Consider the following 22,844-nt stretch of genomic DNA (forward strand, 5'->3'; position numbering starts at 1 on the left):
AGTTCTCCATCAGGTGACGACCTGGTACTGGAAGCGATCCGAACGGCTGGTGGACTGGGCCAGCTCCACGGCACGGCCGTCGCGATCGCGGGAAAGGGTGAACACACTCAGGGCCGGCAGATGCCGGGGCATCAGCAGCAGCGCGGCCTCTTCACGGTTGGGCAAACGGGCGCCGATCAGGCTCTGGGTGCGGGTCAGCGGCCTGTCGCGCTCGCGCCAGTACTGGCGCAGGGAACCGCCGGTGTAGTCGGCCAGCAGCGACGCGTGACTGGCACAGTAGCGGTGGCGGATCAGGCTGACCGGCTGGTTGTCGAGCTTGCGCAAGGTCTGCAACTCGATCATCGGCGCCATTTCCGCGATACCCAGATGTTGCGCCTCTTCACGGCTGGCGAAGCAGTAGCGACGCTTGAGCAACACCGCCTCGACGCCATGCCCCTGGGCCGAGAGCGACTGGCTGTAGGCGCTGTCGGCGGTCATCGAGTAAATCAACGGCCGCTCCAGGACCTGGGTGCCCTTGCCCTGACGACGCAACAGGCTGCCTTCGAACACCAGTTCATCGATGGCGCGGCGCAAGGTATGGCGGTTGACCCCGAAGCGTTCGGCCAGCATCACCTCCCCCGGCAGGAAATCTCCGGCGCGGTAGTCCGCCAGCTCCCGACGCAGGATGTCGGCCAATTCGCGGTACACCGGCTCATCTTGTCTAGACAACTGCATGCTTTAAAAAAAGCGCCCGCAGGCACCCCTCCGAAAAATCAGATGAACTGCTTGCGCAGGCGTTGCGAGAGGATGTCGATCAGGCTGACGACGACGATGATCACCAGCAGCACCGCGCAGGTCTGCACAAACTGGAAGGCGCGGATGTTCTCCCACAGGATCACCCCGATGCCGCCGGCCCCGACCATGCCCACCACCGTCGCCGAGCGCACGTTGGCCTCGAAGCGGTACAGCGCGTAGGACACCCACAGCGGCATGACTTGCGGGATCACTCCGAAGATCACTTCTTGCAAGGCACTGGCACCGGTGGCGCGAACGCCTTCGACCGGGCCTGGATCAATCGCTTCCACGGCTTCGGCGAACAGCTTGGCGAGCACACCGGTGGTGCTGATCCACAGCGCCAGCACGCCGGCAAAGGGGCCCAGGCCGACGGCCACCACGAACAACATGGCGAAGACCATTTCATTGATCGAACGGAAGGCGTCCATCACCCGGCGCAAGGGTTGGTGAATCCACCACGGCGTGATGTTTTCCGAGCAAAGAATGCCCAGCGGCACCGAGCAGACAATCGCCAGCACCGTGCCCCACAGGGCGATCTGGACGGTGACGATCATTTCCTTGAGGTACATGCGCCATTCATGGAAGTCCGGCGGGAAAAAATCCGCGGCGAAGGTCGCCATGTTTCCCGAGTCGCGGTACAGCGCCATCGGATTCATCTCGGCGCCGTGCCAGGCCCAGGCCAGCAGGACCAGGAACAGGCCCCAACCGACGTACTGCGGCCAGGTGCGCTTGCCGACAGCTTCAGCGTGCAGAGTGGTCATGAGGGTTCTCTAAAAAAGTTATGCCCGGTGCAAAAACTGTGGGAGCGAGCTTGCTCGCGATGAGGGCCGCAAATTCAACATTGATGCCAGCTGATCCACCGCCATCGCGAGCAAGCTCGCTCCCACAGTTACTGCGTCATCAATCAACCGGCGTTGGCTGCGCTTTTGTTGTCGGTGTTTTTTTCCAGCAAGGTCAGACGCTCTTGCAGCTTGGCCAGCTCGGCATCGATATCGGCCAGTTTTTTGGCCTTGTCGGCGGCTTCCAGCTTGTCGTCGGCGCTGATCGTGGTGCGCTGCTTGAACAGTTCGAGCTGACGGATCGGCAGCAACTGGTCGTCGCTGGATTTCAGGAACTTGCCCAGTTGCATGCCCTTGAGCACCGCTTTCTCTTCATCGGTGTCGCCGTAGCTGAAGATGAAGTCGCGGATCTTGCTCTTCTCGCTGTCACTCAGCGCTTTGCTCCACACCAGCGGGTCGGCGGGAATCAGCGGCGACTTCCAGATCACCTTGAGCTGTGCGGCCTTGTCCGGCTGGGTGACTTCCAGGCGATCCCAGCTTTCGGTGTTGAAGGTCGCCACATCCACTTGCCCTTTGGCCACGCTCAGTGCGTTGACTTCATGACTGGAGTTCAGCGTGCGCTTGAACGCGGTGGCGGCATCGACGTTGTTCTTGGCGAACACGTAGTAGCCCGGCACCAGGTAACCGGAGGTGGAGTTCGGGTCGCCATTGCCGAAGGTCAGGTTCCTGGCGTTTTTCAGCATGTCGTCGACGGAGTTGATCGGGCTGTCCTTGCGCACGATCAACACGCTCCAGTAACCGGCGGCGCCACTGGCGGCGGCGGTCTGGGCGAAGATCTCGCCGTTGGAGCGGTCCACCGCTTCGATGGCGGCCTTGTTGCCCAGCCAGGCCACATCGACCTTGTTGAAGCGCATGCCCTGGATCAGGCCGGCATAGTCGGACGCGAACGTGGCGTTGATCTTCAGGCCGGTCTTTTTCTGCATGTCATCCAGGAACGGCTGCCAGATGCTCTTGAGGTTTTGCGAAGACTCGGTGGACATGATGCCGAAGTTGATGGCTTTTTCTTCCGCGTGGGCGGTGCCCAGCACACAGCTGGCGAGCAGTGCTGCGCCAGCAAAAACGCGACCGATACGGTTCAACATGGAAGGGTTTCCTGAGGGTGAACGGTTGGGGAGTTCGAGGTTGATCACGCGCGCGCCAGCACCAGCCGCAGCGCGGTTTCACTGTGACGGGATGACTCGGAACACATGAGGCTGGTGTCGATGTCGGCACCGTACAAATCGTTGAGGACCCGGCCGCTCAATTCAGAGCCCGGACCGTCGAAATGAATCCGCCCGGCCTTGAGCGCCACGGCACGCGGGCAATAACGGGTGGCGTAGTCGACTTGATGCAGGGTCACCACCACGGTCTTGCCGTCGCGGCGATTGATGTCGGCGAGGATCTCCATGACCTTGCGCGCCGATTCCGGATCAAGGGAGGCAATCGGCTCATCCGCCAGAATCACCTCCGCCCGCTGGGTCAACGCACGGGCAATCGCCACGCGCTGCTGCTGACCGCCGGACAGGGTCGAGGCCCGCTGCGCCGCCAGGTCTGCCAGGCCCACACGGTCCAGGGACTCCAGGGCGAACTGCTTTTCCTCGGCATTGAACAGGCTCAAGTTGCCACGCCAGCGCGGCATGCGCCCCAGGCAGCCGAGCAGCACGTTGTCGAGCACGCTCAAACGGTTGACCAGGTTGAACTGCTGGAAGATGTAGCCGATGTCGGCGCGCAGGCGGCGCACCTTGCCATTCAAACGGCCGGACGCCTGCACCTCGCGACCCAGCACCTTGACGCTGCCGCCGTTGTTTTTATCGCAACAGGCCAGGCCCGCAAGGTGGCGCAGCAAGGTGGACTTGCCAGAGCCGGACGCGCCGATCAGCGCGACCATCTCACCGGCCGCGATGGTCAGTTCGAGGTCGACCAGTGCGGTTTTACGCGCAAAGGTCTTGTTCAGGTGATCGACATGGATAGCTGCGTTCATGGGCTTCTCTGTCTGGTTGAACAGCCGTCCATGGCTGCATTTGAGTTCAACAGACTGTAGGCACGGGGGATGTCAGCCCTATGACTTGCACATGTCGCTGGATGGACCATTTGATGAAGGTTTTGTGAAAGGTTGAGCTGACATCGGCTTGACGCTAAACACCATTGCTCGCTCCAGCCCTGACACGCGTGTTTCCCTGTAGGAGCTGTCGAGTGCAACGAGGCTGCGATCTTTTGATTTTTGACAATGTCGAAAGGGCGGAAGATCAAGATCAAAAGATCGCAGCCTTCGGCAGCTCCTACAGGGGGAGTGTGTTTAGCCGAACGGCGTACACAAACGCTCTTCCCCACTCATCAGGCCGAGCGTTAGCTCGCCTGCAGCTCTTGATCTTGATCTACCCGCCCCCTCGGCAGGCTGAGTGGAGGTGTTCATCCGGGGACGGGCGCGCAGCGCCGTTCGACGCAGTCGAACTCATTGCATGCAGGTCGAAGCGAAGCCGACCGGAGGGCAATGCCCCCGGATGAATGCCGGAGCGAAGGAACCCCGAGCCTCAGCGAGGGGCCGTACGTAAGGGGCGAGACCTTTGGTTCCTTTGGGCTGGGCCGGCACTCCGGCGTTTGCCAAAGGGACTCGCCGTAAGGGCGAAACCATAAGCCGCCGTTACCCCAAAAACGGATATGTACCCAATCAACAAAGCAAAGGTCGGCTGTCAGGCCGCCTTCGCGAGCAAGCCCGCTCCCACAGGGGTTCAGCATCAGCCAGGCAATCACATTCGGCAGGCACAAAAAAGGCGACCCGAAGGTCGCCTCTTTGCGTTACTGCCCGAATTGCCGTCCCAGCCCACCCGGTACACCGTGAATATCAGTCTCCTCCCACGGCCCCTTCGGACTGATCGACCGGCTCCAGCCGTTATCCCAGCGGTAATAGGTACGCTGGCGATAAAAGGTATTGGGCTGATCATCCAGCACATAAACCCCAAGCTTCGGATCCCAATGGCTATTGCCCCCCGGTGGTGGCGCAAAGCTGGCAGACGTGCGAGGCAGCGGCTTGGAGGGTTTTACCGGAACAGACGGCTTGCTCGGTACCGGCGACGTCGATGGCGTGGGGCTGGGCTGCGACGGCGGAATCGGCGGCGGAGCCGTTTGCTCCGGTGGTCGCTGGACCGCACAAGCGCTTAACCCCAAAACGACGCTGAGCAGGGCAATACGAGCGATGGCGGTCATGGTGGCGTTTTCCTGTTATTTGTCCGGGCTGTCGATGGTCAGTGTTTGCGGCGCGGTGGTGCTGCTGGCCAAGGGCTGGCTGCGACCGATCCACTCGCCGGCGGTCGGTTTGCCAGCACGGGAAACGCGCGCAACCAGTTGGACTTCAGGGAAGTTCGACAGTTTCAATTGCGGCATCATCGCGTCGGCATCACTCAGCTCGACGGTCACCGGCAGGTCGGCCACGGTCATGCGCTTGACAGCCAGCGGGGCCGGCGGACCGGAGACCGCACGGGCGAAGATGAACACGCTGTCGCCAGGCTGGACCTTGGTTTTGAGCTCCGCCGCCAGATCGACGCTGACCTTGAGCAACGCTGTGGACTTGGCCGCCGGTGCTTGCGCAACCTTGCCACCGCTGGCCACCAGTTTCTCCGTGGCCCGGGTGATCCCGCCTTGCAGCGCCTCCCGGGACGGGTCGTCCGGCGGCAACTGCGCCAACAGGCGATTCCAGTAATCGATGGCGTCCTGATAACGCTCGCCTTCAAACGCAGCAATGCCGAGCAGGCCGAGGCTGGTGACTTCTTTCGGATCGGCCTTGAGCGCTTCGTCGGTCAGGGCCTGGACCTTGTCCGACCACTTCTTGCCATCGGCGAAGTACTGCGCCTGGGCCCATTGACCGAGCAGTTCGGGCTGACGACCGGCCAGGTTCACCGTGCGCTCGAACATCTTCGCCGCGTCCGCCGGGCGATCCTGCGCCATGTAGGTGCGACCGAGGAAGTACATGCCTTCGGCGGAATCCGGTTGAGCGGCAACCACACGCTCCAGGCGCTGGGTCATTTCTTCCATCGACTTGGGTGCCTGGGAGAATTCGCGGGTCAGTTCGACCTTGTCGCTGGCGCCGTAATGCATGTACAGACCCAGACCCAGCACCGGCACCAGAACCGCCGCCAGCAACGGCAAGGGTTTGCCCAGTCGCGACGCCCGCGGCGCTTCGACGCCTTCGGTGTCCGCCAGCAACTCACGGGCGGCTTCGGCGCGACCGGCGTCCATTTGCGCCGCATCGAGCACGCCCTCTTCCTGCTGAGTCTGCAACTCAGCCACGCGCTCCTGATAAAGCGCGACGTTCAAGGCGGTACGATCCTCTTCAAGCTGGGCACGACGGCTGCGCAGCACCGGGATCAACAGAAAACTCAGGGCAACCAGAAGCAGCAGACCTGCAGCGAGCCAGAAATCAATCATTCTTGGTTTTATCCAACAGGTGGTCGAGGCGCGAGCGCTCCTCGGCAGACAGCGAGTCCGGGGTGCCGGCGCGTTGCACGCGACGACGGCGGACGATCACCGCGATGATCACGACGCCCCCCAGCAACAGGCCGGCGGGGCCGAACCAGAGCAAGGCAGTCTTGGCGTTCAACGCAGGTTTGTAGCGGACGAAATCACCGTAGCGGTCGACCATGAAGTCGATGATCTGCTGGTTGTCCTTGCCTTCGCCGAGCATGCGGAAAATCTCTTTGCGCAGGTCGGCGGCAATCGGTGCGTTGGAATCGGCAATGTCCTGATTCTGGCACTTGGGGCAACGCAGCTCCTTGGTCAGCTCGCGAAAACGCTCGCGGTCACCTTCCTTGGCAAACTCATAGGTGTCGATGGCCGCGTGGGCCACACCGGCCATGCTCAAGCCCAGGACAGCGGCAGCAATCCAGCGCTTCATGGCTTGGCCTCGTCGACCAGCGCCTGGTACTTGCCCGCCAGTTTTTCGCGCCAGACCTGCTCGTCGATCACGCCGACGAACTTGTCCCGGATGATGCCCTTGGCGTCGATGAAGAAGGTCTCCGGCGCGCCGTACACACCGAGGTTCAGGCCCAGCGAGCCTTCGTCGTCACGGATGTCCAGTGCATACGGGTTGTGGAAGTCCGTCAGCCACTTCAAGGCATCGGCGTTGACGTCCTTGTAGTTGATGCCGTAGATCACCACGCCCTGCTGGGCCAGCTTGTTCAGCACCGGGTGCTCGACCCGGCAGGAAATGCACCAGGTGCCCCAGACGTTGACCAGCGCCGGCTTGCCCAGAATGTCGGCACGGGTCAGGGTCTTGTCGCCCTGCACCGACGGCAGGGAAAACTCGGGGAACGGCTTGTTGATCATGGCCGAAGGCAACTCGGCCGGATCCAGGTACAACCCACGGTAGAGAAACACGGCAACCACCAGAAAAATCGCCAGTGGTAATAACATCAACCAACGCTTCATGCAGTGGCTCCCGACAGGCCCAGTGCTTCGCGCACGCGGCTTTTTACCTTGACCCGATAACGCCGATCCAGCGCCGCCAGCAAGCCACCTGCGCCTGTCAGCAAACCACCGAACCAGATCCAGCGCACGAACGGTTTGACGTGTACGCGCACCGCCCAGGCACCGTTACCCAGCGGTTCACCGAGGGCGACATAGAGGTCGCGGGTGAATCCGGCGTCGATGCCCGCTTCGGTCATCACCGAGTTCTGCACGGTGTACAGGCGTTTTTCCGGGTGCAGCACGCTGATTTCCTTGCCGTTGCGGATCACCCGGACAGTGCCCTTGTCGGACGTGAAGTTCGGGCCTTCGAAGTGCTTGGCGCCTTCGAAGATGAAGTGATAACCGGCCAGGTCCATGGACTCGCCCGGCGCCAGGCGCAGGTCACGCTCGGCACTGTTCTGGCTCGACAGCACGACACCCAGCGCACACACGGCAATGCCCAGGTGTGCGATCTGCATGCCCCAGTAGCTGCGGGTCAGGGTTGGCAGGCCTTTGATCAGGCCTTTGTGGCGGGTCTTGTCGACAATGTCACGCGCACCGGCCAGCAGCACCCAGGCGGCGAGCATGAAGGTCGCGAGCACTGCCCAGTTGAAGTCGCCGTACGCGACGCCAGCCACCACGGCCATGGCCGCACTGCCGAGCAATACCGGCGTCAGCATGCTCAGCAGCCATTTCACCGGGGTGTCTTTCCAGCGCACGATCACGCCGACCGCCATCACCACCATCAACAACGCCATCAACGGAATGAACAGCGCGTTGAAGTACGGCGGGCCGACCGACAGCTTGGCGCCGGTCATGGCATCAAGAATCAGTGGGTACAAGGTGCCCAGCAGGATCATCGAGGCGGCCACCACCAGCACCAGGTTGTTGCCCAGCAGCAGGGTTTCCCGGGACCACAGGTTGAAGCCGACCTGGCTCTTGACCACCGGCGCGCGCAGGGCGAACAGCGTCAATGAACCGCCGACCACGAACAGCAGGAAAATCAGGATGAACACGCCGCGTTCCGGATCGGAGGCAAAGGCGTGTACCGAGGTCAGTACGCCGGAACGCACGAGGAAGGTGCCCAGCAGGCTCAACGAGAACGCAGCGATGGCCAGCAACACCGTCCAGCTCTTGAACACGCCACGTTTTTCCGTGACCGCCAGCGAGTGAATCAGCGCGGTACCCACCAGCCATGGCATGAACGAGGCGTTTTCCACCGGGTCCCAGAACCACCAGCCGCCCCAGCCGAGTTCGTAGTACGCCCACCACGAGCCGAGGGTGATGCCGATGCCGAGGAAGGCCCAGGCCACGATCGTCCACGGACGCGACCAGCGCGCCCAAGCGGCATCCAGGCGACCGCCCATCAGCGCGGCGATGGCGAAGGCGAAGGCCACCGAGAAACCGACATAGCCCATATACAGCATCGGCGGGTGAACGATCAGGCCAATGTCTTGCAGCAAGGGGTTGAGGTCGGCACCGTCGCTGGGCATTTGCGGCAGGATGCGCTTGAACGGGTTGGAGGTCATGATCAGGAACAGCAGGAAACCGGTGCTGATCATGCCCATCACCGCCAGCACGCGGGCCAGCATGACCTGCGGCAACTGCCGGGAGAACACCGACACCGCGAAGGTCCAGCCACCGAGAATCAAGGCCCACAACAGCAGGGACCCTTCGTGGGCACCCCACACCGCGCTGAACTTGTAGTACCACGGCAAGGCGCTGTTGGAGTTGTTGGCCACATAGGCCACGGAGAAGTCATCGACCATGAAAGCGTAGGTCAGGCAACCGAAGGCAAACAGCAAAAAGCTGAACTGCCCCCACGCGGCCGGCTGGGCCAGGCTCATCCACAGGCGGTCACCGCGCCAGGCACCGAACAGCGGCACCACGGCCTGGGCCAGGGCGAAGCACAGGGCCAGGATCATCGCCAGATGGCCAAGCTCGGGAATAAAGATGCCGGATGTCATGGATCAACCCTCCTTCGCGGGCGTTGGAGCCGATTGACCGCTGTCTTTCAACGCCTTGGTCACTTCCGGCGGCATGTACTTCTCGTCGTGCTTGGCCAGCACTTCATCGGCCACCACCACGCCATCGGCATTGAGCTTGCCCAGGGCGACGATGCCCTGCCCTTCGCGGAACAGGTCCGGAAGGATGCCGCGATAAGTGATGGTCACGGATTTGTTGAAGTCGGTGACGACGAACTTCACGTCCAGCGAGTCGCCGGAACGTTGCAAGGAACCGGCCTCGACCATGCCACCGGCGCGAATGCGCGTGTCATGGGGGGCTTCGCCGTTGGCGATCTGGGTCGGTGTGTAGAACAGGTTGATGTTCTGCTGCAGGGCGCTCAGGGCCAGGCCGACGGCAGCGCCGACCCCGACCAGGATCGCCAGAATGATGATAAGACGCTTTTTGCGCAGCGGATTCACTTGCCGTTCTCCCGGCGCAGACGACGCGCCTCTTGTTGCAGATACCGCTTGCGGGCCAGGATCGGCGCCGCCACGTTGAGGGCCAATACCGCCAGGCAGATGCCATAGGCTGACCAGACATACAGGCCATGATGACCCATGGCGATGAAGTCGCCGAATGAAGCAAAACTCATCGAGCGACCTCCAGGCTGTTTTCCACTTCGGCCTTGACCCAACTGGCCCGGGCTTCGCGCTTGAGCACTTCAAGGCGCATGCGCAGCAACAGCACCGCGCCGAAGAAACAGTAGAAACCCAGCGCCGTCAGCAGCAAAGGCAGCCACATCTCGGCAGGCATTGCCGGTTTTTCGGTGAGGGTGAAAGTCGCGCCCTGGTGCAGGGTGTTCCACCACTCCACCGAGTACTTGATGATCGGGATGTTGATCACGCCGACAATCGCCAGCACCGCACAGGCCTTGGCCGCGCTGTCACGATTGCTGATCGCGTTGCCCAGCGCAATGAGACCGAAGTACAGGAAAAGCAGGATAAGCATGGACGTCAGGCGTGCATCCCAGACCCACCACGAGCCCCAGGTCGGCTTGCCCCAGATCGCGCCGGTGACCAGCGCCACGGCAGTCATCCACGCACCGATGGGTGCCGCGCACTGCAGGGCGACGTCGGCCAGTTTCATCTTCCACACCAGCCCGACGATGCCGCACACCGCCAGCATCACGTAGATGGACTGCGCCAGCATGGCGGCCGGAACGTGGATATAGATGATGCGGAAGCTGTTGCCCTGCTGATAGTCCGGTGGCGCGAAGGCCAGGCCCCAGACTACGCCAACGCTGATCAGCAACAACGCCGCGACGCTCAGCCAGGGCAGCATTTTGCCGCTGATGCCGTAAAACCATTTGGGCGAGCCGAGCTTGTGAAACCACGTCCAGTTCATACTGTTTCCATCACGGTTGCTCTTTTCTTTGAAGAGCCAGGGTCTTTACTGGTCATTTTTTAACCAGACCTCATTATTCGCCGACGCTGATCTTCAGGCCAGCAGCTATTGCAAAGGGTGTCAGGGTTATCGCCAGGGCGGTCAGGCTACCAAGCCACAGGAGATAACCGGTCGCCGGCATCCCCTGCAAGGCTGCCTGCAAAGCGCCACTGCCAAGGATCAACACCGGGATGTACAACGGCAGAATCAGCAGGGCCAGCAACAGGCCACCGCGCTTCAAGCCGACCGTCAGCGCCGCACCCACTGCACCGAGCAGGCTCAGTACCGGTGTACCGAGCAGCAACGAAAGCAGCAACACCGGCAGACAGGCGGCAGGCAAACCGAGCATCAGCGCCAGCAAGGGGGCCAGCAAAACCAGTGCCAGGCCGGAAAAAGCCCAGTGTGCCAGCACTTTGGCCAAAACCAGAAGAGGCAGGGGGTGCGGCGAAAGGACCCACTGCTCAAGCGATCCATCCTCGAAATCACTGCGGAAAAGCCCGTCCAGCGAGAGCAGAACCGATAAAAGTGCTGCCACCCAGACCAACCCCGGAGACAAGGTTTGCAACAATTGAGACTCGGGTCCGACGGCCAACGGGAACAGCGAAACGACGATGGCAAAGAACACCAGCGGATTGGCCAGCTCCGCCGGACGGCGGAACAGCAGACGCGCCTCGCGGGCGACCAACAGGCCGAACACACTCATACGGCCCAGCTCCCCAGATCGATGTCGCGATAACCGGCCGGCATCCGGCTCAGCGTGTGGTGAGTGGTCAACACCACCATGCCGCCGCGTTCGCAGTGGCCGGCCAGGTGTTCTTCAAGTTGCGCCACGCCCTGCTTGTCGAGGGCGGTAAAGGGTTCATCGAGGATCCACAACGCAGGGCTGTCCAGGTACAGGCGCGCCAGCGCGACGCGACGCTGTTGACCGGCAGACAGGGTGTGGCAAGGCACATCCTCGAATCCGCGCAGCCCGACCGCAGCCAGGGCCTGCCAGATCGCCTCATGGGTCGCGGGATGATGCAAGGCACACAGCCAGCTCAGATTCTCCTCCGGCGTCAGCAAATCCTTGATCCCGGCCGCGTGGCCGATCCACAGCAGGTTGCGCGCCAGTTCGCCGCGTTGCTCGTTCAGCGGCTGACCGTTGAGCAGCACTTGACCGGCGGTCGGCTGCATCAGCCCCGAGAGCAGGCGCAACAGGCTGGTCTTGCCACTGCCGTTGGGGCCACTGATTTGCATCATTTCGCCACTGGCCAGTCTCAAATCGAGATTTTCGAAGAGCAGCCGAAGGTCTCGCTCACAGGCAAGGGCAACGGTTTGCAGGACAGGACTGGTCAAGGGTTCACGGGCCTTATACGGTTCAAGTCGGCACTGGCGCGGCCGTTAAAGAGATGCAGCATAGATGCAATGACGTCTTGTTCTAGAGAGCTGCGTCAAACAATTGCAAAGTTTTCGCCATTTTTGGATACAACGGCGCGGCATTATACATGCCAGGCCCTACTCTAAAGAGTGCATTTTCCTCAGGTTGTGACCGCGTATGACAGGCGAAATGAACATCCTCCCGCTACCGCAGACCCTCCCGGCGACCTCACGCCCGCAGGTGCTCAGCGGTGAGTTGCTCAAGTTGCTGACGCCGGTGGAGGGGCTGATCAGCGTCGGTCAAACCGCCCAGGCCGAAGTGTTGTCGCTCAAGCAGGCGGATCAGACTTTCCAGATGCTGCTCAAGGTCACCCTCGACAGCGGCCGCCAGACCACGGTCCAGACCACCAGCAATCAACCGCTGGCCCAGGGCACCACGCTGCTCGTTACCCAGCCCTCGGCCGGCAACCTGGCCGTGACGGTGCAACAGGCCATCGCCTCCAGCGTCGCCACCCTCACCCGCCTCGACACCGCACAACTGCCCGTTGGCACCCTGCTGCAGGGCAAGGTGCTGACCTCGCAAGTGCTGCCGCAAGTGCCCGGCCAGCCCCTGGTGTTTCGTTCGATGGTGAGCCTGCTCAACACCGCACTGAGCGGCAGCACCCTGAACATCGACAGTCCGCAGCCCTTGCGCATCGGCACCTTGTTGAGCGCGCAGGTGCAAGACAGCCAGACATTGAAATTCGTGCCCCTGAGCAGCCGCCAGGAACAACTGGCGGTCACCCGGCAACTGGTCGACCAGCAAAGCCGCCAAGGCTCGCTGGACGGCTTGCTCAAACTCCTGCAGAACCTTGCGCCCTCGGACCAGACCTCCGCCGAACTGCGCAGCGCCGCTGCCCGGTTGCTCGCCGGCCTGCCTGATGTCGAGCAACTGAGCACCCCCAAGGGCCTGGCCCTGGCGCTGGCCAGCAGTGGTGCGTTCCTCGAAAGCAAACTGCTGAACGGGCTAAACCCGACACTCGCGCCGGACATGAAAGGCGACCTGCTCAAACTGGTTGCGCAGTTGAGCCAGGGCTTGCCGGCCAACACCAGCCTCGGCGCGATCATCGCCGCCAACACCCTGGCCCAGGCCATGCCGAATTTTGTCCGCAATGCCCTCGGCATGCTCGGCCAGGTCAGTGCCAAACCGTCGCCGGGCGGCTTCCCGCTGCCCGACCGCCTGCTGCAAAGCGCCGAGGGTGAAAACGACCTCGAACACCTGCTTCGCCTGGCCGCCGCTGCGGTTTCACGCCTGCAAAGCCATCAGCTGTCGAGCCTGGAACAAACCGGCGTCACCGCCGACGGACGGCTGATGAGCACCTGGCAAATGGAAATCCCGATGCGCAACCTGCAGGACATCGTGCCCTTGCAGGTCAAGTTCCAGCGCGAGGACGCCCCCGAGAAAGAACAGCCAAAGGAGCGTCGCGAACAAGGCGAACCCAAGCAACAGCTGTGGCGAGTCGAACTGGCCTTCGCCATGGAGCCGTTGGGGCCCCTGCAAATCCAGGCACAACTGATCAAGGGCACCCTCTGCGGCCAGCTCTGGGCCGAACGGTCGTACACCGCCAGCCTGATCGAAAGCAACCTGGCCGGGCTGCGCGACCGCCTGCTCTCCGCCGGCCTGAACGTCGGCGACCTGGACTGCCACCTCGGCAGACCACCCCAAGGCCCGCAAACCCGCCTCGAACAACGCTGGGTCGACGAAACCGCATGAAAAACCCCAACGCCCCACGCCAGGCCATCGCCCTCAAATACGACGGCACCCACGCCCCCACCCTCACCGCCAAGGGCGACGAAGAACTGGCGGAAGAAATCCTGCGGATCGCCCGCGACTGCGAAGTGCCGATCTACGAAAATGCCGAGTTGGTGAGGCTGCTGGCGCGCATGGAACTGGGGGACAGCATTCCCCAGGAGCTGTATCTGACGATTGCCGAGATCATTGCGTTTGCGTGGAATCTGAAGGGGAAATTTCCGGTGGGAATGGGTCCGGATGCGCTGATGGTCGAGAAGGACATCACTGGACGCGGGGATGATTATTGAAGTTTCGAGGACGCCTTCGCGAGCAAGCCCGCTCCCACAGGGGGCGGAGATGGCCCCGGATTTTGTGAACGACTCCGAACCATTGTAGGAGCGAGCCTGCTCGCGATGGACTCAAGTCCGACGCGTTCATTCAGAATGCCCGCGTTATCGTTGACGTCCATCGCGAGCAGGCTCGCACCTACAGGTAACTAGTTCTTGTGCACTTTGCTCATCAACTCCGCCTCAGCCTGGGTCAAGCCGCAGGACTGGGTGAGTTCGTCGACGCTGGCGCCCATCCCGACCAATCGCGCTGCCTGGGCAAACGACAGGCTGGTCGGGTCGCGCTGTTCCAGTTGAGCGAGTTTGTCCGGCAACGGCGCAACGATCGCCCGCAGTTCATGCAGGTCTTCGCCCATGCGCACGTTGCCGTTCTGGTAGTTGTCAACGCGTTTGCCCAGGTCCTTGATGCGCTGGTCGCGCAGCGCATCGCCCTGGGCCTGTTGCGCAGCGATCTGCTTCTGGGCGCGAATGTAGGCCAGAAACATCGCCAGCGTACCTGCCCAGAACAGGAACAGGACAATGACCGCAACCTCGAGAATCAATCAGATACTCTCCAGTTCCGACCATTCTTCTTCGCTCATCATCTTGTCCAGCTCGACCAGGATGAGCAATTCGTTGTTCTTGTTGCACACGCCTTGAATGAACTTGGCGGACTCTTCGTTACCCACGTTCGGCGCGGTTTCGATTTCCGACTGACGCAGGTAAACCACTTCGGCCACGCTGTCGACCATGATCCCGACAACCTGCTTGTCGGCTTCGATGATGACGATACGGGTGTTGTCGCTGATCTCGGCATTCATCAGGCCGAAGCGCTGGCGGGTGTCGATCACGGTGACGACGTTGCCGCGCAGGTTGATGATGCCCAGCACGTAGCTCGGGGCACCCGGGACCGGGGCGATTTCGGTGTAGCGCAGGACTTCCTGGACGCGCATCACGTTGATGCCGTAGGTCTCGTTGTCCAGCTTGAAGGTGACCCATTGCAGGATCGGATCTTCGGAACCTTTTGCCGCCGTTGCCTTGTCATTCATACCCTGACCCCTCAAGAAACCGCCCTGGCGGTGTGTGTTCCGTGCAACGCCATCGAGTGACGTCGCCTGTTGTTTATTTGATGTTTGTCGGTTTGTGGTTCAGCTTGCTGCCGGACATGTGCTTTGCCCCGCCACTGGCGATCAACTCCGCCAGGGAGGCGACGTCGAGCAAGGCGCACATGTGTTCAATCACCGTGCCGGCGAGCCATGGCCGCTGACCCCGGTGACTTCTCCATTTGATTTCATTCGGGTCCAGTCGCAGCGAGCGGCTGACCTGATGCACCGCCAGGCCCCATTCGTAGCCCTGGACCGAAATCACGTATTGCAGGCCCTGCTTGAAATCGTCGCGATAACGGTCGGGCATGACCCAACGCGCGGTATCGAGCACCTTGAGGTTGCCGGCCTGGCTGGGCAGGATGCCCAGGAACCATTCCGGCTGGCCGAACAACGGCGTCAGCTCGTGACCGGCCAGGGAATAGATCGACCCCAGGCACACCAACGGCACCGCCAGGGTCAAGCCGGCGACATCGAACAGCAGGCATTCGAAAGGTTCGGCGGCCCAGGACGGACGACCTTCGGTGGCCACCGGTGGCGGCGTATTGCTCGGTGGCAGATGCACTTCGACGACGGGCGGCACAAGTACCTGAGGCTCCTCGATAACAGGAGTCTCCAGCACTTCGGCCTCTTCGATCGGTGCCACCAGGGTTTGCAACAGCGGCGCAATGGTCGATATCGGTGCCAGAACGGGTTCCGGAGCATCGATCACGACGACGGAAGCCCTGGCCAAAGGCGCAGTCGCCGCAGTGGCTGCCACCGCGATTTGCTGTGCATCCCGGGCCTGTTCTTCGAGCACGGCAGCCTGGAACTCGTCCAGCACGCCTTGCTCTTCGACGACGCTCAGCGCTTCGACAACCTCGGCCATTTCCTCGGTTGCGTCTTGCAGCAAGTTATCCAGATACGACTGCAATGCCAGTTGTGGGCGCGATGTTGTCCTTACCAGTCGATTCATGAACGCTCACCTGTAGGAGCGAGCTTGCTCGCGATGAACCTGAGAGCGCCACGGGGTGCCAGGTTTCCCGCGTCATCGTTGACGACCAACGCGAGCAAGCTCGCTCCTACAGGAATCCGGCTCATGTCAGGCCACCTGCGCAACAAGTTGCGCCGCCAGCAAATGCTTGAGCAACGCACGGTAAGCGAGAACGCCACGGCTCTTGCCGTCGAACTGCGAAGGCGTCAGCCCGGCACGGCTGGCATCGCGCAGGCGCGTGTCCACCGGGATGTAGCCTTGCCAGATTTCGTCGGGGAATTTGTCGCGCAGCACGCGCAAGGTGCCGAGGGACGCCTGGGTGCGGCGGTCAAACAGGGTCGGCACGATGGTGAACGGCAATGCCTGCTTGCGCGAGCGGTTGATCATCGCCAGCGTGTTGACCATGCGCTCGAGGCCCTTGACCGCCAAGTGTTCGGTCTGCACCGGAATCACCAGTTGCTGGCTCGCCGCCAAGGCATTGACCATCAGCACACCAAGCAAGGGCGGGCTGTCGATCACGGCGTAATCGAAGTCCTGCCACAGTTGCGCCAGGCTCTTGGCAATCACCAGGCCCAGACCGCTCTGCCCCGGCGACTGGCGCTCGAGGGTGGCCAGCGCGGTGCTGGACGGCAACAGGGAAATGCGCTCGTCGCTGGTCGACAGCAACAGTTGACCCGGCAGGCCTTGCGGCACGTTGCCTTTGTGCAGGAACAGATCGTAGTTGCTGTGTTCCAGGCTGTCGGGATCGTAGCCGAAGTAGCTGGTCATGGAGCCGTGGGGGTCGAGATCGACCACGACCACGCGCTTGCCCGCCTCGGCCAGCAACCCGGCTAAAGCGATGGAGGAAGTGGTTTTACCGACACCACCCTTTTGATTGGCGACTGCCCAGACTCTCATTCGGATTGTTCCTCCCGGTCGCACGGATCGACCGAGAAATAGCTCAACGTGTTAATGCGGGTGACGGAGAATTGACGGCGTTCTCTCGTACCGGCGACTTGACCGGGGTCGGTGCAGTTTGTGTGCCAGCACGCTTCAATGCGGCATCCGGTTGCGCATGGGCGGTTCCGGTGCCGGTCAGGCTGCGGCGAACATCGAGGTTGCGCGACACCACCAGCACCACGCGACGGTTGCGTGCGCGACCTTCGGCGGTGGCGTTGTTGGCCACCGGCTGAAACTCGCCGTAGCCCACCGACGCCAGGCGACCGGGGTTCACCCCCTGCATCGCCAGCATGCGCACGATGCTGGCCGAGCGGGCCGAGGACAGCTCCCAGTTGGTCGGGTACTGCGCAGTGCGGATCGGTTGATCGTCGGTGAAACCTTCGACATGGATCGGGTTGTCGAACGGCTTCAGGATCGCCGCGACCTTGTCGATGATGCTGAACGCGATGTCGCTGGGCATGGCATCGCCGCTGCCGAACAACAGGCTGGAATTGAGCTCGATCTCGACCCACAACTCATTGCCGCGCACGGTCATCTGGTTGGAGCTGATCAGGTCACCGAACGCCGCGCTGATATCGTCGGCGATGCTCTTGAGCGGATCGCTGGCGCCGGAGACACCGGCATCGACCTGGTCACTGTCCTTGACCAACGGCTTGGCCGGAGTCACGGTCTTCGGCCGCTCGTCACCGATGGGGATCGGCTTGAGCGCGCGATCGGAATCGGTGAAGACGCCGATCAGGGCTTCGGAAATGACCTTGTACTTGCCTTCGTTGATCGAAGAGATGGAGTACATCACCACGAAAAAGGCGAACAGCAAGGTGATGAAGTCCGCGTAGGACACCAGCCAGCGTTCGTGGTTGACGTGTTCTTCATGCTGGCGACGACGTGCCATGATCCATGTCTCCCATCAATCCATGAAGCCCTGAAGTTTCAACTCGATGGAGCGAGGGTTTTCACCTTCGGCGATCGACAGCAGTCCTTCCAGCAACATTTCGCGATAACGCGACTGGCGCAGCGCGATGGCCTTGAGTTTGGCGGCAATCGGCAGCAGCACCAGGTTGGCACTGGCCACGCCGTAGATAGTGGCGACGAAGGCCACGGCGATGCCGTTACCCAGTTGCGACGGATCACCCAGGTTGCCCATGACGTGAATCAGGCCCATCACCGCACCGATGATGCCGATGGTCGGCGCATAACCGCCCATGCTTTCGAAGACCTTGGCCGCTTCGATATCGCGGCTTTCCTGGGTGTAGAAATCCACTTCCAGAATGCTGCGGATCGCTTCCGGCTCGGCACCGTCGACCAGCAGCTGCAGGCCTTTGCGGGCGTAATTGTCAGGCTCGGCGTCGGCGATACCTTCAAGACCCAGCAAACCTTCCTTGCGGGCGGTCAGGCTCCAGTTCACCACGCGATCGATGCCACCGGCCAGGTCGACGCGAGGCGGGAACAGGATCCAGGCGAGGATCTGCATGGCGCGCTTGAAGGCGCTCATCGGTGATTGCAACAGCGCCGCGCCGATGGTTCCGCCGAGCACGATCAACGCTGCCGGGCCGTTGGCCAGGGCGCCCAGATGACCGCCTTCAAGGTAGTTGCCGCCGATGATGGCGACAAAAGCCATGATGATGCCGATCAGGCTTAGAACATCCATCAGATGCACGCCTCGACCAGGTGCTTGCCGATGTCGTCGAGGCTGTACACCGCGTCGGCGAGTTCAGCTTTGACGATGGCCATCGGCATGCCGTAGATCACGCAACTGGCTTCGTCCTGCGCCCAGATCGAACTGCCGCCCTGCTTGAGCAGGCGCGCGCCTTCACGGCCATCGGCGCCCATGCCGGTCAGGACGACCGCCAGAACTTTGTCACCGTAGGACTTGGCTGCCGAACCGAAGGTGATGTCCACGCACGGCTTGTAGTTGAGGCGCTCGTCACCCGGGAGGATTTTCACCGCGCCGCGACCGTCGATCATCATCTGCTTGCCACCCGGCGCCAGCAGCGCCAGGCCTGGACGCAGGATGTCGCCATCCTCGGCTTCCTTGACGCTGATGCGGCAGAGCTTGTCCAGGCGCTCGGCGAAGGCCTTGGTGAAGGCGGCCGGCATGTGTTGAACCAGCACGATCGGGGCCGGGAAATTGGCCGGCAATTGGGTCAACACCCGTTGCAGGGCAACCGGGCCGCCGGTGGACGTACCGATGGCCACCAGTTTGTAGGCCTTGCGTTTTGGCGCGGGCGACGACGCAGCGGGGGCATGCGTACGCACCGGGATCGGTGCCGGTGCCGGACGCGCGGGCGCGCTGCTGGCAAAACTGCCCACGCTGGAGGGCGCAGGCGTCGGCGCTGGTGCAGCGACAGGCGCCGGAGCGCTGTAGTGACTGACACGACGATTACTGCGCGAGATGCTGAGAATCTTCTCGCACAGCAGTTGCTTGACCTTCTCGGGGTTGCGCGAGATGTCTTCGAAATTCTTCGGCAGGAAGTCCACCGCACCGGCATCCAGTGCATCGAGGGTGACCCGGGCGCCTTCATGGGTCAGCGAGGAGAACATCAGGACCGGGGTCGGGCAGCGTTGCATGATGTGCCGCACGGCAGTAATGCCGTCCATCATTGGCATCTCGTAGTCCATGGTGATCACGTCGGGCTTGAGGGCCAGCGCCTGATCGATCGCCTCTTTGCCGTTGGTCGCCGTGCCGACGACCTGGATATTCGAATCCGCTGAAAGAATTTCCGAGACGCGGCGGCGGAAAAACCCCGAATCGTCCACCACCAGGACTTTGACTGCCATAAACACTCCATTAGATGGAGCGAGGCCAGGCGCCCCGCTCCAGCAGAATCAAATACGCCGTGTGGCGTAACGCTTGAGCATGCTCGGAACATCGAGAATCAGCGCGATGCGGCCGTCACCGGTGATGGTGGCGCCGGACATGCCCGGCGTTCCCTGGAGCATTTTGCCCAATGGCTTGATGACCACTTCTTCCTGGCCCACCAGTTGATCGACGACAAAGCCGATCCGCTGCGTGCCCACCGAAAGGATCACCACATGGCCCTCGCGCTGCTCTTCGTGAGCGGCGGAGCTGACCAGCCAGCGTTTGAGGTAGAACAATGGCAGCGCCTTGTCCCGCACGATCACCACTTCCTGGCCGTCCACGACGTTGGTGGTCGACAGGTCGAGGTGGAAGATTTCGTTGACGTTCACCAGCGGGAACGCAAACGCCTGGTTGCCGAGCATGACCATCAGCGTCGGCATGATCGCCAGGGTCAGCGGCACCTTGATGACGATCTTCGAACCCTGGCCCTTGGCCGAGTAGATGTTGATCGAACCGTTGAGCTGGGAAATCTTGGTTTTCACCACGTCCATGCCCACACCGCGACCCGATACGTCGGAGATCTCGGTCTTGGTCGAGAAACCCGGGGCGAAGATCAGGTTGTAGCACTCGGTGTCGCTCAGTCGATCGGCCGCGTCCTTGTCCATCACGCCGCGTTTCACCGCGATGGAACGCAGGACATTCGGGTCCATGCCTTTACCGTCATCGGAAATCGACAGCAGGATGTGATCGCCTTCCTGCTCGGCCGCCAGGATCACCTTGCCGCCACGGGCCTTGCCCGATGCTTCGCGCTCTTCCGGTGACTCGATGCCGTGGTCGACCGCGTTGCGCACCAAGTGGACCAGCGGGTCGGCCAGGGCCTCGACGAGGTTCTTGTCGAGGTCGGTTTCTTCGCCGACCAGTTCCAGGTTGATCTCTTTCTTGAGCTGGCGAGCCAGGTCGCGAACCAGGCGCGGGAAGCGCCCGAAGACTTTCTTGATCGGTTGCATCCGGGTCTTCATGACCGCGGTTTGCAGGTCGGCGGTGACCACGTCGAGGTTCGACACGGCCTTGGACATGGCTTCGTCGCCACTGTTGAGACCCAGGCGGACCAGGCGGTTACGCACCAGCACCAGTTCGCCGACCATGTTCATGATCTCGTCCAGACGCGCGGTATCGACGCGTACGGTGGTCTCGGCTTCGCTCGCCGGTTTTTCCGCCGGTGGCGCGGCCGGGGCGCGGGCAGCAACCGGTGCGGCGGCTGCCGGCGCTTCGGCTTTTGGCTCGGGGGCCTTGGCCACAGGTTTCGGCGCCGCCTTGGCTGCCGGTGCCGGTGCCGCAACAGCGGCGTTCGAACCGTTGGCCGCTGTCGCGGTGCCGACTTCGCTGAACTTGCCCTTGCCGTGCAATTCGTCGAGCAGCGCTTCGAACTCGTGATCGGAAATCAGATCGCTGCCAGCCGCCGCCGCGCTGGGGGCAGCAGGTGCAGGCACCGACGCAATGGCCGACTCCAGTGCCTCGACAGCAAAGTTGCCCTTGCCATGCAACTGGTCGAGCAGTGCTTCAAATTCGTCGTCCGTAATATCGGAACTGTCGCCCGGCGCTTTCGGTGCTTCTGGCGCCGCCGGAGCCTGCGCAATCGCATCGACGGCAAACTGGCCTTTACCGTGCAACTGATCGAGCAACGACTCGAACTCGGCATCGGTGATTTCGTCGCTGGCAGCCGCATCGCTGGCAGGTGTCTCTCTTGCAGGTGCGTGGGCAACCACCGGCGCCTCGGCCTGTGCCTTGACGGCATTGAGCGAGTCCAGCAACTGCTCGAATTCGTTATCGGTAATATCGCCTGAATCGGCTTCGGCCACCGGCGCTTCAACCACGGCGGCAACAGGCGCAGCAACCCCTTCGTCAGCCGATTGCGGCTCGGCCAGACGGGCCAGCGCCGCCAGCAGCTCAGGTGTCGCCGCCGTGATCGGGCTGCGCTCGCGGACTTCGCTGAACATGCTGTTCACCGCGTCCAGCGCTTCGAGAACCACGTCCATCAATTCCGAATCGACGCGACGCTCACCCTTGCGCAGGATGTCGAACACGTTCTCGGCGATGTGGCAGCACTCCACCAGCTCGTTGAGCTGGAGGAAGCCGGCGCCCCCTTTTACAGTGTGAAAACCGCGAAAAATTGCATTGAGCAAATCCGCATCATCCGGACGGCTTTCCAGCTCGACCAGTTGCTCGGACAGTTGCTCTAGAATCTCGCCGGCCTCAACCAGGAAATCCTGAAGGATCTCTTCATCGGCGCCGAAGCTCATCAGGGGGGGTGCTCCTAAAGGTCTAAAAACCCAAAAAACCTAAAACTCTAAAATCCTAGGCTGGATAGCAAATCGTCCACATCGTCCTGACCGGACACAACGTCTTCTCTTTTATCGGCATGAATCTGCGGACCTTCACCCTGAGAGAGATGTTTTTGTGGATCTTTTTCAGCAAGCATCGCTTCACGGTCATGTTCGATGCCCGCAAAGCGGTCCACCTGACTGGCCATCAGCACGAGCTTGAGCAGGTTGCTTTCAACTTCGGTAACCAACTGGGTCACACGCTTGATCACTTGCCCCGTGAGGTCCTGGTAATCCTGGGCGAGCAGGATGTCGTTCAGGTTGCCCGACACCGCGCGATTGTCCGTGCCGCTGCGCACCAGGAAGCCGTCGACCCGCCGGGCCAGTTCACGAAACTCTTCAGCGCCGACTTCACGACGCATGAAGCGCCCCCAGTCCGTGCTCAAGGCCTGGGCTTCATCCGCCAGGCTGTTGACCAGCGGCGTGGCATTCTCCACCAGATCCATGGTGCGGTTGGCCGCGGCCTCGGTCAGCTTGACCACATAGCCCAGACGCTCGGTGGCGTCGGTGATCTGCGACACTTCTTCGGCTTGCGGCATGTGCGGGTCAATCTGGAAATTGACGATCGCGCTATGCAGTTCGCGAGTGAGCTTGCCCACTTCCTGATACAGGCCGCGGTCACGGGTCTGGTTGAGCTCATGGATCAATTGCACCGCGTCGCCGAACTTGCCTTTTTCAAGGCTCTCGACCAATTCGACGGCGTGTTTTTTCAGGGTCGACTCAAAATCGCCCAATGAAGTTTCGTTATTGCCCATAGCTCCCCCGTGGCGCAGT

The 22,844-nt window shown here is 61.9% G+C and carries 25 protein-coding genes; 2 read left to right on the forward strand and 23 right to left on the reverse strand.

Annotated features, from left to right (window positions below):
- Nucleotides 1-9: 9 nt before the first annotated feature.
- From phnF to ccmA, 14 genes are all read right to left on the reverse strand, one after another.
- Nucleotides 10-714 (reverse strand): phosphonate metabolism transcriptional regulator PhnF, encoded by a 705-nt coding sequence (gene phnF, locus AC3WJW_RS01035; protein WP_493724835.1) that lies wholly within the window; start codon nucleotides 712-714, stop codon nucleotides 10-12.
- A gap of 38 nt (nucleotides 715-752) precedes the next feature.
- On the reverse strand, nucleotides 753-1,535 hold the full coding sequence (phnE, locus tag AC3WJW_RS01040; protein ID WP_347911230.1) for a phosphonate ABC transporter, permease protein PhnE: 783 nt from the start codon (nucleotides 1,533-1,535) through the stop codon (nucleotides 753-755).
- Between the two features lie 143 nt (nucleotides 1,536-1,678).
- Nucleotides 1,679-2,695, reverse strand: coding sequence for a phosphonate ABC transporter substrate-binding protein (phnD, locus tag AC3WJW_RS01045; RefSeq protein ID WP_493724836.1), 1,017 nt, complete (start codon nucleotides 2,693-2,695; stop codon nucleotides 1,679-1,681).
- Nucleotides 2,696-2,739: 44 nt separating this feature from the next.
- Entirely contained in the window at nucleotides 2,740-3,573 is an 834-nt protein-coding gene (gene phnC, locus AC3WJW_RS01050; protein ID WP_493724837.1) for a phosphonate ABC transporter ATP-binding protein, read from the reverse strand.
- An 815-nt stretch (nucleotides 3,574-4,388) separates the two neighbouring features.
- Nucleotides 4,389-4,796, reverse strand: coding sequence for a hypothetical protein (locus AC3WJW_RS01055; RefSeq protein ID WP_015096214.1), 408 nt, complete (start codon nucleotides 4,794-4,796; stop codon nucleotides 4,389-4,391).
- Between the two features lie 15 nt (nucleotides 4,797-4,811).
- Nucleotides 4,812-6,014, reverse strand: coding sequence for a c-type cytochrome biogenesis protein CcmI (ccmI, locus tag AC3WJW_RS01060; protein ID WP_493724838.1), 1,203 nt, complete (start codon nucleotides 6,012-6,014; stop codon nucleotides 4,812-4,814).
- Nucleotides 6,007-6,480: a cytochrome c-type biogenesis protein gene (locus AC3WJW_RS01065; protein ID WP_116580369.1), complete on the reverse strand. Its 474-nt coding sequence runs from the start codon at nucleotides 6,478-6,480 to the stop codon at nucleotides 6,007-6,009. The genes ccmI and AC3WJW_RS01065 overlap by 8 nt, the downstream gene beginning before the upstream one ends.
- Nucleotides 6,477-7,013, reverse strand: a complete 537-nt coding sequence (locus AC3WJW_RS01070; protein ID WP_493724839.1) for a DsbE family thiol:disulfide interchange protein — start codon at nucleotides 7,011-7,013, stop codon at nucleotides 6,477-6,479. The genes AC3WJW_RS01065 and AC3WJW_RS01070 overlap by 4 nt, the downstream gene beginning before the upstream one ends.
- The gene (locus tag AC3WJW_RS01075) at nucleotides 7,010-8,998 is read right to left on the reverse strand and encodes a heme lyase CcmF/NrfE family subunit (RefSeq protein WP_218501933.1); all 1,989 of its coding nucleotides are present in this window, start codon (nucleotides 8,996-8,998) and stop codon (nucleotides 7,010-7,012) included. Before AC3WJW_RS01075 ends, AC3WJW_RS01070 begins: the two co-directional genes overlap by 4 nt.
- 3 nt (nucleotides 8,999-9,001) lie before the next feature.
- The gene (gene ccmE / locus AC3WJW_RS01080) at nucleotides 9,002-9,457 is read right to left on the reverse strand and encodes a cytochrome c maturation protein CcmE (RefSeq protein ID WP_007980760.1); all 456 of its coding nucleotides are present in this window, start codon (nucleotides 9,455-9,457) and stop codon (nucleotides 9,002-9,004) included.
- Entirely contained in the window at nucleotides 9,454-9,630 is a 177-nt protein-coding gene (gene ccmD / locus AC3WJW_RS01085; RefSeq protein ID WP_007980758.1) for a heme exporter protein CcmD, read from the reverse strand. Before ccmD ends, ccmE begins: the two co-directional genes overlap by 4 nt.
- Entirely contained in the window at nucleotides 9,627-10,382 is a 756-nt protein-coding gene (locus AC3WJW_RS01090) for a heme ABC transporter permease (protein ID WP_007980756.1), read from the reverse strand. Before AC3WJW_RS01090 ends, ccmD begins: the two co-directional genes overlap by 4 nt.
- A gap of 73 nt (nucleotides 10,383-10,455) precedes the next feature.
- Nucleotides 10,456-11,124: a heme exporter protein CcmB gene (gene ccmB, locus AC3WJW_RS01095; RefSeq protein WP_007983326.1), complete on the reverse strand. Its 669-nt coding sequence runs from the start codon at nucleotides 11,122-11,124 to the stop codon at nucleotides 10,456-10,458.
- The gene (gene ccmA / locus AC3WJW_RS01100) at nucleotides 11,121-11,756 is read right to left on the reverse strand and encodes a cytochrome c biogenesis heme-transporting ATPase CcmA (protein WP_102702636.1); all 636 of its coding nucleotides are present in this window, start codon (nucleotides 11,754-11,756) and stop codon (nucleotides 11,121-11,123) included. The genes ccmB and ccmA overlap by 4 nt, the downstream gene beginning before the upstream one ends.
- Before the next feature lie 199 nt (nucleotides 11,757-11,955).
- On the opposite strand from ccmA, the gene fliK reads away from it, so the two are divergent.
- Together fliK and AC3WJW_RS01110 are read left to right on the forward strand one after the other, a co-directional pair.
- Complete coding sequence (fliK, locus tag AC3WJW_RS01105; RefSeq protein ID WP_493724840.1) at nucleotides 11,956-13,530, forward strand: flagellar hook-length control protein FliK; 1,575 nt, start codon at nucleotides 11,956-11,958, stop codon at nucleotides 13,528-13,530.
- Nucleotides 13,527-13,856, forward strand: coding sequence for an EscU/YscU/HrcU family type III secretion system export apparatus switch protein (locus AC3WJW_RS01110; RefSeq protein ID WP_493724841.1), 330 nt, complete (start codon nucleotides 13,527-13,529; stop codon nucleotides 13,854-13,856). Before fliK ends, AC3WJW_RS01110 begins: the two co-directional genes overlap by 4 nt.
- A gap of 188 nt (nucleotides 13,857-14,044) precedes the next feature.
- Here AC3WJW_RS01110 and AC3WJW_RS01115 read toward each other — a convergent pair whose 3' ends face one another.
- The 9 genes from AC3WJW_RS01115 to AC3WJW_RS01155 form a co-directional block, all read right to left on the reverse strand.
- Nucleotides 14,045-14,437, reverse strand: a complete 393-nt coding sequence (locus AC3WJW_RS01115) for a DUF2802 domain-containing protein (protein ID WP_116580361.1) — start codon at nucleotides 14,435-14,437, stop codon at nucleotides 14,045-14,047.
- Nucleotides 14,438-14,923 carry a chemotaxis protein CheW gene (locus tag AC3WJW_RS01120; RefSeq protein WP_007980742.1) on the reverse strand — a complete coding sequence of 162 codons (486 nt, stop codon included), beginning with the start codon at nucleotides 14,921-14,923 and terminating at the stop codon, nucleotides 14,438-14,440.
- A gap of 73 nt (nucleotides 14,924-14,996) precedes the next feature.
- On the reverse strand, nucleotides 14,997-15,932 hold the full coding sequence (locus AC3WJW_RS01125) for a CheW domain-containing protein (protein WP_493724842.1): 936 nt from the start codon (nucleotides 15,930-15,932) through the stop codon (nucleotides 14,997-14,999).
- 126 nt (nucleotides 15,933-16,058) lie between these two features.
- The gene (locus AC3WJW_RS01130; RefSeq protein WP_007980740.1) at nucleotides 16,059-16,847 is read right to left on the reverse strand and encodes a ParA family protein; all 789 of its coding nucleotides are present in this window, start codon (nucleotides 16,845-16,847) and stop codon (nucleotides 16,059-16,061) included.
- Between the two features lie 43 nt (nucleotides 16,848-16,890).
- Nucleotides 16,891-17,781 carry a flagellar motor protein MotD gene (gene motD, locus AC3WJW_RS01135; RefSeq protein WP_008052273.1) on the reverse strand — a complete coding sequence of 297 codons (891 nt, stop codon included), beginning with the start codon at nucleotides 17,779-17,781 and terminating at the stop codon, nucleotides 16,891-16,893.
- Nucleotides 17,782-17,796: 15 nt separating this feature from the next.
- Complete coding sequence (locus tag AC3WJW_RS01140) at nucleotides 17,797-18,537, reverse strand: flagellar motor protein (protein WP_007980738.1); 741 nt, start codon at nucleotides 18,535-18,537, stop codon at nucleotides 17,797-17,799.
- Nucleotides 18,537-19,667 (reverse strand): protein-glutamate methylesterase/protein-glutamine glutaminase, encoded by a 1,131-nt coding sequence (locus tag AC3WJW_RS01145; RefSeq protein WP_007980737.1) that lies wholly within the window; start codon nucleotides 19,665-19,667, stop codon nucleotides 18,537-18,539. Before AC3WJW_RS01145 ends, AC3WJW_RS01140 begins: the two co-directional genes overlap by 1 nt.
- Before the next feature lie 48 nt (nucleotides 19,668-19,715).
- The gene (locus AC3WJW_RS01150; protein WP_493724843.1) at nucleotides 19,716-21,989 is read right to left on the reverse strand and encodes a chemotaxis protein CheA; all 2,274 of its coding nucleotides are present in this window, start codon (nucleotides 21,987-21,989) and stop codon (nucleotides 19,716-19,718) included.
- Between the two features lie 47 nt (nucleotides 21,990-22,036).
- Entirely contained in the window at nucleotides 22,037-22,825 is a 789-nt protein-coding gene (locus tag AC3WJW_RS01155) for a protein phosphatase CheZ (RefSeq protein ID WP_104449902.1), read from the reverse strand.
- Between the last annotated feature and the right edge of the window lie 19 nt (nucleotides 22,826-22,844).

It is taken from the genome of Pseudomonas sp. GW821-FHT07G06 (assembly GCF_058986625.1).